This is a genomic window from Varibaculum sp. C0165D1, from assembly GCF_056590355.1.
On the sequence record NZ_JBWPVY010000005.1, the window covers coordinates 151,995 to 162,377 of the forward strand.

At 55.8% G+C, this 10,383-nt stretch carries 5 protein-coding genes, 1 pseudogene, 1 CRISPR repeat array and 1 riboswitch; of the genes and pseudogenes, 1 reads left to right on the forward strand and 5 read right to left on the reverse strand.

Annotated elements, in window-relative coordinates; all coding sequences use genetic code 11:
- Nucleotides 1-21: 21 nt before the first annotated feature.
- The 5 genes from AC1EKS_RS08275 to sucC all read right to left on the reverse strand — a co-directional run bounded on the left by AC1EKS_RS08275 (nt 22) and on the right by sucC (nt 8,732).
- Complete coding sequence (locus tag AC1EKS_RS08275; RefSeq protein ID WP_481009338.1) at nt 22-2,148, reverse strand: alpha/beta fold hydrolase; 2,127 nt, start codon at nt 2,146-2,148, stop codon at nt 22-24.
- 184 nt (nt 2,149-2,332) lie between these two features.
- Nucleotides 2,333-3,943: a bifunctional phosphoribosylaminoimidazolecarboxamide formyltransferase/IMP cyclohydrolase gene (gene purH, locus AC1EKS_RS08280; RefSeq protein WP_481009339.1), complete on the reverse strand. Its 1,611-nt coding sequence runs from the start codon at nt 3,941-3,943 to the stop codon at nt 2,333-2,335.
- A 26-nt stretch (nt 3,944-3,969) separates the two neighbouring features.
- A riboswitch (ZMP/ZTP riboswitch) is annotated at nt 3,970-4,048 on the reverse strand.
- Between the two features lie 29 nt (nt 4,049-4,077).
- On the reverse strand, nt 4,078-6,402 hold the full coding sequence (locus tag AC1EKS_RS08285) for a cell division protein PerM (RefSeq protein WP_481009340.1): 2,325 nt from the start codon (nt 6,400-6,402) through the stop codon (nt 4,078-4,080).
- 200 nt (nt 6,403-6,602) lie between these two features.
- A complete protein-coding gene (gene sucD / locus AC1EKS_RS08290; RefSeq protein ID WP_481009341.1) occupies nt 6,603-7,535 on the reverse strand; it encodes a succinate--CoA ligase subunit alpha in 933 nt (310 codons plus the stop codon).
- Between the two features lie 30 nt (nt 7,536-7,565).
- Nucleotides 7,566-8,732: an ADP-forming succinate--CoA ligase subunit beta gene (gene sucC, locus AC1EKS_RS08295; RefSeq protein WP_481009347.1), complete on the reverse strand. Its 1,167-nt coding sequence runs from the start codon at nt 8,730-8,732 to the stop codon at nt 7,566-7,568.
- Between the two features lie 330 nt (nt 8,733-9,062).
- Here sucC and AC1EKS_RS08300 point away from each other — a divergent pair.
- Nucleotides 9,063-9,500, forward strand: a pseudogene (locus AC1EKS_RS08300) (proton-conducting transporter transmembrane domain-containing protein); the annotation flags it as partial.
- Between the two features lie 13 nt (nt 9,501-9,513).
- Nucleotides 9,514-10,334: a CRISPR direct-repeat array (repeat unit 28 nt; unit sequence GGATCATCCCCGCAGGTGCGGGGCACTT).
- Nucleotides 10,335-10,383 lie beyond the last annotated feature (49 nt).

Here is a 10,383-nt window from a genome sequence, read left to right on the forward strand (position 1 = left end):
CTGCCGGTAGCTCTGCTTTCGCTAATGCGATAGCAGCCAGGAAATGATCAGGTTTCCGCTGGCGCGCAGCCCGTCGTGGTGTAGATCGGCTTTTTCTAGGATATTCGCGCCCATAACCCTGCCGGTATTAAGAGACAGGGTGCGGGGAACGAAAATATCGTCCCGGTAGACTACCGCATGTACTGGCACCTGGTTTTCCGCTAGTTTCTGCGGGTCATAGAGTACCGGCCAGTCAGTTTCCGCCGCCAAATCATCTGCTAGGTCAGCTAGGGATTTAAGCGCGGGATCTTGCGCAAATGCCCAGCTACCAAAGTGTTCCCCGGTCAGGTAATAGGGTTGTTCATGGTCGAGAGGATTTGCGTTTTGCGCGAACCCGGGAGCATTTTCGCGAATCCGATCTGCCGCCCAGGCAGTCGGCTCCACTTCGCTTTGCGGCACCGCGTTGCCATAAATAGTTTCATGCAAGAGGGCGTAGAGGGGATCTAAAGCAAAACTGACCCGGCTTCCTACCTGTCCTAAAAATTCTTGGGTGAGGTGCCGCCGGCCTCCCAGCTGCACAAACGGCGCCTCGAAGAGATAGCGCAGGTTCTCTAGACCGTAGGTGCGTCCCAGCTCCAGACCTACCTGCCGAATCCGATTGGGGGTAAGTTTTTCTCCATTGGGCAGGTATTCATCGTGTTCTAACACGTGCGCACAGGTTTGTCGTACGGCCTCTTCCATGCCAGGCAGAGCATAGAACTCTTGGCAGCGCCGGGCGGTGGCCGCAAACGTGCGCTCATAGATGCGGTTAACCTTGGTTAGTCCCGGCAGGCCTCCGGTGATATAAGCTTTTTCGATGTTCTCGGGAAAACGGGAGAGATAGGCGGTAATAATGAAGCCGCCAAAACTTTGCCCCATTACCGTCCACTTTTTTATTCCTAGGGCGCGGCGCAGCGCTTCGGCGTCCCCTACAATCTGGTCGGCGCGCATTAGCCGCAGCCAGGCTCCGGCGCGGGACCCCAAAGCGGGAATAGTTACGTTATCGAGCGGGGTGGAGCGTCCGGTTCCCCGCTGGTCAAGCATAATTATCCGGTATTTTTCGAGCGCCGCTCCGAACCAGGGTTCAGCCCAGTCGGCAGGACGAGACCCTTTGCACCCGGGCCCACCTTGGAAAAAGATTAGGTAAGGTCGGGTTTCATCATCGTCGCGGGCAATTTCGCGGGCATAAATCTGGATATTGGTTTTCTCAATTTCCGCGTCCACCCAAGGGGGCAGGAACTGGTCGCCCGGTTCCGGAATTTCCGGTTTTTCCGGCGATTCGGCAGCGGACTCTTCGCTGGGAGAAACTGCAAAAAGTTCACTTTGCACCCCGCTCTCCTGGTTATCTGCCCCGCGCGCCAGGTTTACTACCGGATTTTTTGCCGAGTCCGGGAACAGGTTTAACGCTACTTCTGGATGATAGAGAGGCACAGTCAGGACGTGTTCGCGGATTAGGTAGCGTCCTTGGCGATATTCTTTAGGGTTCGGATTTTGTTCTAAATGCGGGTAAAGAGGGCGCGCAGGTGGCACCGGGGGGGTAGCAGGTTTTTCCGTGCGCGAAGATTGCGACAGCCCTGGCTGCTGGTTGCGTGCAGACGCAGCGGCCTTGGTGGCGGGAAGGTCAAAGGATTCGCCCTGGTTCATATTCTTCCCGGCTTTCCAACCTGGCCCCAGGTCCTGCTCGCTGGGAGTACCTGACTGATAGGCTCTCGCGACTGCCTGCGCATGGCTGTCCGCTTGTTCGTTCAGGGGGTGACCAGCATGTCCCTTTACCCATTCGAAGCTAACTTTTCCCCGCCTACGGGGGTCAGATAGCAGCTGGTCGAGGCGTTTCACCAGTTCCAGGTTGGCTACCGGTTTGCCGCCTCCAGTTTTCCAGCCTTTTTTCTTCCACCCGAACCGCCATTTGGTCAAAATGTTGATCACGTACTGAGAGTCCGCCTGAATCAATAAATCATCGTCTATTTCGGCAGTTTCGGTCAGTAGATCGGCTACCGCCATCAGCTCTGCCTGGTTATTAGTTCCCCGGGTAAAACCGCCGGCTCGCCAACAATCAGGTGACAAATACCAACACCAGCCGCCGGCACCGGGATTGCCGAGGGAAGAACCATCAGTTGCTGCGATAATCATCTACGCTCTCCTAACTGCACACCTGGAAAATCAAAATAACCTGGGGACGCCGGTCAGCGTCCCCAGGTTATCAGTACCGCTGTCAGATCTATCGCTCAGGCTTCGCGTTTGCCAGTCTCGCCTGGCGATCAGCTGGCGGCTTTAAAATCAGTGACCAGCTTGCTGCCAGCCGCGATTAAACACCCTAGTGCCAGAAATGGCGGGTACCAGTCAGGTAGAGAGTTACCCCTGCGTCCTGGCAGGCTTTGATGGTTTCTTCATCGCGAATAGAACCACCTGGCTGCACAATGGCTTTTACGCCCGCATCGATCAGGGTTTGAGGACCATCAGCGAAGGGGAAGAAAGCATCGGAAGCGGCTACCGAGCCACGCGCCCGCTCGGGAGCGGCCTCGCCTTCCGGCGCCTGCCCCAAGGTATTGGCGCGCTGAACCGCCAGGGCACAAGAATCAACGCGATTCACCTGCCCCATGCCAATGCCGACTGTGGCCTGATTCTTCGCCAGCAAAATAGCGTTCGACTTTACTGCCCGCACGGTCTTCCAAGCGAACGCCAGATCCGCCAGGGTTTGCTCATCTGCTGCCGGCCCCGCGGCCAAAGTCCAGTTTTCCGGATTATCACCCTCGGCCTGCAGGCGGTCACGAGTTTGCGCCAGCACTCCCCCGCTGATCTGGCGGAACTCCCATTCCACTGGAGCATCCGCGTCAATCCGCAAAATCCGTAGGTTCTTCTTAGTCTGCAGCAGCTCTAAGGCTTCTGCTTCATAGTCAGGGGCAATAATAACCTCAGTGAAAATCGGTTTTACCTGCTGCGCCATTTTTAGCGTCACTTCACGGTTGCAGGCAATCACCCCGCCATAGGCCGACAGCGGGTCACAGCCATGCGCCAACAGGTGTGCCTGCGCTACGTCCTCGGCAATCGCAATCCCGCAGGGGTTGGCGTGTTTGATTACCGCTACGCAGGGCTCGCTATGGTCGGTGGCAGCGCGCCAAGCCGCATCGGCATCAGTGTAGTTGTTGTAACTCATGGGTTTGCCGCCCAGTTGTTCCGCCTGCGCCAGGCCGCCCTCTTCATCGGTGAAGCGGTAAACCGCGGCCTCCTGATGGGGGTTTTCCCCATAACGCAAGCTGTGCAGTTCCTTGAGCTGTGGTTTCCACTCTTCCAAGTTGGGCAGGGAGTTGCTGGCGGTAGACTCGTCCTCGCCCGGGAGTTGCTTAGCAAACCAGGAAGAAATCTGGGTGTCATAAATAGCGGTGTGGTTAAAGGCCCGCGCTGCCAGTTCCCGGCGCTCCTGCGCAGTGAATCCGCCACGCTCCAAGGCAGCAGCAAGGTCATCGTAGGAACTGGGATCAACAATCACTGCCACATCGGCGTGATTCTTGGCGGCCGCCCGAATCATCGAGGGGCCTCCGATATCGATTTTTTCGATGCAATCCGCAAACCCCGCGCCGGAAGCTACGGTGTCTGCGAAAGGATAAAGATTACCAACCACCAGGTCGATCGGGGTTACTTTTAGTTCTTTCAGCTGCGCAACGTGAGTAGGCAGCTCCCGATTAGCCAAAATCCCCGCATGAATCAGCGGGTGCAGGGTTTTTACCCTCCCGTCGAGGCATTCGGGAAACCCAGTTACCTGGGAAACTTCGGTTACTTCTACCCCGGCAGCGGCAATCTGGCGGGCGGTGGAGCCGGTGGAAATAATCTCTACCCCAGCTGCCTGCAGGCTTTTTGCCAGTTTATCCAGGCCGGTCTTATCGTACACGCTGACCAGGGCACGTTTAATGGGTTTAATTTCGCTCATGACGCGGGATCCTTCTCTTGCATTCTTTGTCCAGCCCAGGCGAGCGACTGTCCTTTTGCGTTCCCCAGTGGTAATCCACTTTTTTCGCCAGTCACGTTAGTGTCAGTTTACCCCGCCCACTCCAGCGGGGAAAGTTAGTCTTGGTCGGGGAGTTCGATGGCTTGGGTGGAGGTGTCGTCGGCGTCGTGGCGCGGCTTGCCGGCTTTGAGGCGTCCGCGTTTGAAAAGTGAACGCTTTATCGCTGGTCGCGCCAGTTCCGCTGCCGGAATCCGCTGGGCAGAAGATTTTATTTTTTCCAGTTCCTGTTGGTCTTTCGCAATCACTTCATCGGTTTTGCGTTCTGCCCAATCGGTCACTAAATCTTTGATTTCCTCGGTGTCAGCCGGAAGCGCTCCTCGCGAGCGGGCAAAAGTTTCTTGCGGTTTTGGCGGAGTCTGGGGGGGCGGCTCTGAATTCTCCTGCTCGCTTTCTGATTTGGTTTCCGGATCACCGACGGTTTCGGGGGTGTTTTCTTCGGGGATATTTTCGGCAGTTTCTTCCCCCTCATCCTCGCGCTGACTTTCATCATCAGCGGGAGTTGCTTCCCCGTCAGCGTCGCTCTCGTCGTGCGTTTGCGCTATTTCTGCGCTTTCTACGGTTTCCCCAGTTGGGGCTGCTTGCGACTCTGCAGCCTCTGGTGCCTCGTCCTCATCTTTAACATCAGACTCGGCACTGAGGGGATTTCGGGACTGCAACTCTTTCGCTTTTTCTTTAGCTGCCGCTAACCCTTGGCGGCTAACGCGCACACTCGCCCTCCTCGCCTTGAAGAAGTTCTCGGCCAGGTAGGCGCGAGCACGAGGGTGGGCAACCGTTGCTACCAGCAGGATAGGTATCCACACCAATATAAATGCCATTGCCGCGGTTGTAAGCGGTCCTACTCCCCAGGCGGACATCCGTCCCGCACCTATGGAGCCGGAGGATAAGAAACAGAACCAGACGGTCAAAAATGTAAATAATAGCGTCCCTACCAGGAACGAGGCTACATGGGAAAAGAAATCTACTCGCGCCATAGCGGTATACAGCAGGTAACCAAACACTAGGCTAAGCCCTACGATCAACGCCGGAACCCAATACCCGGGAGTTTGCTCAGGCAGTGCCCCTAAGATAGGTACCGCCGGAATGGGACCGGCTTTGACCTGGGTTAAAGAACGGATAGTTCCGCTGCCCTGCTGAAATCCCGGCCCCATAATCCAGGCTAACGCCCAGGTTTGCACGGTAGGCAGATACAGCAGTTGCGCCAACCAGATGAGGGCGCCTGCGCCCAGGGACACCCCGTAGAGTTCATAGATTTTATTTACCGCCGCGAAATGCGAAAACACTTGGGCCAGCACCAGAATAAAGGTGATTAGCCCGAAGAACATGAACATTTGCCATCCGGCACGCACCCCGGACACCACCCAGCCGGGAACCGTCCAAGTGCTATTGGCTCCGTCCCAGCTGCGTTCGTCCCGATCAATCCCCAGACGCCGGTTTTCCAAATCCTGCCTATAGCCGCGGTCGGGTTGGCGTAGACGGAGGATTAACGTCCGGCCCCAAGTGGTGAAGCGTCCAAAATCAAAGGTAAAACGCGCTTTAGGGTGGAGCATCGAAGGTTTATCGCCATTTCGACGCTGGTCACGATCAAATAGGTAAAAGGCGTAGGCAACGGTGGCAAAGCCGTGGATTAATGCCCAAAAGAACAGTGACCCGAAACTGTAGGCTCCCCTCACCACTAACCCCACCAGGGAAGCAACTATCGCCTGCGCAAAGGGGTAGACCCACAGCACTGCCCGGCTTTCGAGGACAAACGCGCGCGCTATCCGGCCCCCCAACCACAGATAGGATATCCATAACCCCAGGGGTATCACCGATAAGGTGGCGGCTTGCCCCAAACCAGCCCGCAAGGGAACCGCGAAGCCGAGAGCCCAAATGCTGGATCCTACCGCTAAGGAATCTGTCCAGACAGTATCTGCCATCCAGGGGTTAGCCGAGGTGGAAAAATACACGCCGGCACTGACAGCCAAGAATAGGAACCAGGGAAGTATGCAGGTGAGGAGGGCAGCGGCCACCATCCGGGTGATACCGCGAGGAATCCGCAGAGTAAAAGTTCGCCGCTGTTCGGCAGAGTTCGTCTCCGGTTTAGAGCCGGCAGCCTTGCCAGTGTCTTTACCAGAGGCTAAACGAGTTTTTTTGGTCGGTAAGCGCAGTTTTTCTGCCCATCCGACTTTCCCCTTCTTCGCGACTTTAGCCGCTTGTTTGCGAGCTTTAGAAGCAACTTTTGAGGTTGATTGTTGTTTGTTTAGCCCCGGGAGCTGAATTTTCGACTTCCGCTTGATATTTCTGGTCGCACTGGCGGTTTTTCCCGTGGCGGTATGCGCGACTGGTTTCCTGGCTTCTGCAGATTGCCGAGGAATTTTTGGAACATTAGGCCGGCGCAACATCCCTACTATTGTCCACTTTTTCGCTCTCTTACCATTTAGGCGCACCGCGATCCTTTGTTAACCCCCCGGGTAGGACTGACGCCAAATAATCAGTGGGGGGCGGCGCTTAGCGCCGCCCCCCACAACATTTACAGGTATTCAGATTTTAGCTTCCAGCCTGTCACCTTCAGGTAACTTGGCTAACTGGCCGCTTTTGCCAGTTAGCTAAGGGCTTTGAAAGCTTCCCGCGCCAGTTCAGCAGTTTGAGAAGGAGTCTTCCCCACTTTCACGCCGTGAGCTTCCAAAGCTTCTTTCTTAGCTTGGGCAGTCCCTGCCGAGCCGGAGACGATAGCCCCCGCATGTCCCATGGTTTTACCTTTAGGAGCAGTAAAGCCCGCTACATAGGCAATCACCGGTTTGGTGACATTAGCTGCGATATAGTCGGCGGCGCGTTCTTCCGCGTCTCCCCCGATTTCACCGATCATCACGATTACCTTGGTGTCGGGATCTTTTTCGAAAGCTTCGAGAGCATCAATATGGGTGGTGCCCACCACCGGGTCACCGCCAATCCCCATACAGGTAGTAAAGCCAATATCGCGCAGCTCAAACATCATCTGGTAGGTCAAAGTACCGGACTTGGATACCAAACCGATGGGACCAGAACCAGTAATATCGGCGGGGGTAATCCCCACATTGGACTGTCCGGGACTAATAATTCCGGGGCAGTTCGGGCCGATAATCCGGCAGCCTTTCTCCAGGGCGGCATTTACGAACTCGGTGGAATCCTGCACCGGGATCCCCTCGGTGATCACCACGATTAGGGGCATTCCGGCCTCGACGGCCTCTAACACCGCGCCTTTAGCGAAACGAGGAGGAACGAACACTACTGAAACATTCGCGCCCTCTTTCTCCATCGCTTCTTTGACGGTGCCAAAAACCGGTACCGAAACCGTTCCGGCTTTCACGCCTTTCTTTTCTGCGGCTTCACCTAGCGGGACGATATCGAAATCAACCGTTTGCCCTGCTTTTTTAGGGTTGGTGCCGCCTACCACATTGGTGCCGGCACCCAGCATCAGCCGGGTGTGCTTGCGCCCCTCGGAACCGGTCATGCCCTGTACGACAATCCGGGCTGAGGAATCAAGGAATACTGACATTATTGTTTCTCCTTATTCTTTTACCGATTCTTATTTTCCGGCAGCGAGTTTAGCTGCCTCGGCGGCGCCAGCATCCATAGTTTCTACCATGGTCACCTGCTGCAGGTTGGCTGCTTTCAAAATCTGGCGACCGGCCTCAACCGAGTTGCCGTCTAGGCGCACCACCAACGGCTTCGTGGCTTTATCGCCCAACATTTCGATTGCTTTCACGATCCCGGTAGCCACCTGGTCACAGGCGGTAATCCCGCCGAACACGTTTACGAACACCGATTTAACCTGGGGGTCACCGAGAATAATATCGAGGCCATCGGCCATCACCTGTGCGGAGGCACCGCCCCCGATATCCAGGAAGTTAGCGGGTTTCACTCCGTATTCTTCTCCGGCGTAGGCCACCACGTCCAAAGTTGACATCACTAGACCGGCACCGTTACCAATAATCCCCACCTGGCCTTCTAGGTGGACATAGTTCAAACCTTTTTCTTTAGCCTTGGCTTCCAGAGGATCTTCAGTGCGTTTATCTACTAGTTCCTCGTGACCGGGGTGACGGAAACGGGCATTATCGTCCAGGGTAACTTTCCCATCCAGGGCAATAATCTCGCCCTCTTCACTGGATACCAGGGGGTTTACCTCTACTAGGGTGGCGTCCTCGCCTTGATATACATCCCAAAGCCCCTCAAGTACCGGTACGGCTTTAGCGATGAGTTCTTCGTCCTCAAAACCGGCCTCTTTGAGAATGTTCCGAGCGATACCCTCGTCAATGCCAGTAACCGGCAGCGGTACCTTCGCCAATGCTTCCGGGCGTTCCTTGGCCAGCTGCTCAATTTCCATGCCGCCTTCTTTGGAGCACATTGCCAGATGGCGGCGGTTTGAGCGGTCAAGAAGAATCGAGAAATAGTATTCAGAAGCGATATCGGCACCCGCGGCGATCAACACCCGGTGCACGGTATGTCCCTTAATATCCATCCCCAAGATCTCTTCGGCTTTTTCGCGGGCTTCCTGGGGGCTGCGAGCGAGTTTAACCCCGCCAGCTTTTCCGCGGCCACCCGTCTTTACCTGTGCTTTTACCACCACTAGGGGCTGGGCGAGTTTCTCGGCAGCTTTTTCTGCTTCTTCGGGAGTTTCGGCTACGATCCCGGCTAACACGGGAACTCCGTGAGCCGCAAAAAGGTCGCGAGCCTGATATTCGTAAAGGTCCACTTGCACGTCCTCTCATTAAGTACCTTGACATCAAGATATAGGACTATAGTACCGCATATTTTTGCCTATTGCGCCACTAGAAAGTGTTCTCGCTCACATATAGATATCTGTCTAAAAAATTATTGCCTAGCCCCCATAAAAAATAGTTCACGGTACAGTTGAGTGACAGCCGGAACATGTGGGACGGAAAATCAAGAAAGTGAAACGGAAATAGCTATGATCTTGTGGGACCAGGCCGCCCCGCTAATCGTGTGCTACTTCTTGGCTACACTCCTGATTCCGCAGCTAGTTAAGTATTTTAGGCAGCGCACTTTTTACTTTGCCGCTCTGATGCCCCTTGGCGCCCTGATCTGGACGCTCTCGCACACCCGGCAAGCTTTCGGAACCGGATCAGCGGGTTTAGCTGACTTTTATCAGTGGTCCAGCGCGTTGGAACTAGAAATCGGTTTTCGCCTCACTGGCCTATCTTGGCTAATGCTAATCGTAATCAACCTGGTGGGCAGCCTCATCTTGGTTTACTGCGCGCAATATTTTTCGGAGGATTCCCCGCGCCTGCGTCAATTCATTGCGGCTTTCCTCGGTTTTGCGGCCTCCATGTCGGGTCTGGTCTTAGCAGATCACACCATGACCCTCTATTTCTTTTGGGAAATCACCACTCTCAGTTCTTTTATTTTGATCGGGCATCAGGCTGAGGAACGCGCCTCTCGCGCCGCTGCCCGGCAGGCGATCCTGGTAACCACCACCGGTTCTTTGAGTATGTTTGCTGGTTTCGTAATTCTGGGGGTCATCCCCGCAGGTGCGGGGCACTTAGGGCGGCTACCAGTTCGTCCCGAGGAATATCCGGATCATCCCCGCAGGTGCGGGGCACTTAGCCGCTTATATAAAGTCGCGGCGTCGTCATCGGGATCATCCCCGCAGGTGCGGGGCACTTTGCCATTGCGGCGGCTTCTACAGGGGTCAGGTCGGATCATCCCCGCAGGTGCGGGGCACTTTTTGTAGATCGCGGTTTTGGTTATTTCCCTTAGGGATCATCCCCGCAGGTGCGGGGCACTTCCCCGATTGGTTCCGCTAGGTGTAGTAAAAGGGGGATCATCCCCGCAGGTGCGGGGCACTTCTAACCGGAATCTTCCAAGTATTTAAAGGGATCGGATCATCCCCGCAGGTGCGGGGCACTTCCTAGCGCGGGATGAAAGCCCCAAAGCTCCGGGGGATCATCCCCGCAGGTGCGGGGCACTTGCCGACTTCAGTTCTTATATCGTCTCTAGCGCGGGATCATCCCCGCAGGTGCGGGGCACTTGCTGCCTATAGGAGAGCTGAAGCTAAAGGCGCGGGATCATCCCCGCAGGTGCGGGGCACTTCAGTCCCGCGCCCGGATACTTCTACAGAGAATGGGATCATCCCCGCAGGTGCGTGGCACTTTGATATGATCCGCGGTCAACTGGTCACGCCTCGGGATCATCCCCGCAGGTGCGGGGCACTTCTAATTGGGCGGTTGCCGCAGCTGCTTGGCGGGGGATCATCCCCGCAGGTGCGGGGCACTTCATAGATTATTAAGAGCGGTACTAGGGCGGTTAGGATCATCCCCGCAGGTGCGGGGCACTTGAACCCGGAACATTCATAATCGGCCAATCAAAGGGATCATCCCCGCAGG

What these genes read in the sequence shown, in the direction of transcription:
- AC1EKS_RS08275 (WP_481009338.1), bottom strand. Translation starts at nt 2,148, where the DNA reads ATGATTATCGCAGCAACTGATGGTTCTTCCCTCGGCAATCCCGGTGCC.
- purH (WP_481009339.1), bottom strand. Translation starts at nt 3,943, where the DNA reads ATGAGCGAAATTAAACCCATTAAACGTGCCCTGGTCAGCGTGTACGAT.
- AC1EKS_RS08285 (WP_481009340.1), bottom strand. Translation starts at nt 6,402, where the DNA reads ATGTTGCGCCGGCCTAATGTTCCAAAAATTCCTCGGCAATCTGCAGAA.
- sucD (WP_481009341.1), bottom strand. Translation starts at nt 7,535, where the DNA reads ATGTCAGTATTCCTTGATTCCTCAGCCCGGATTGTCGTACAGGGCATG.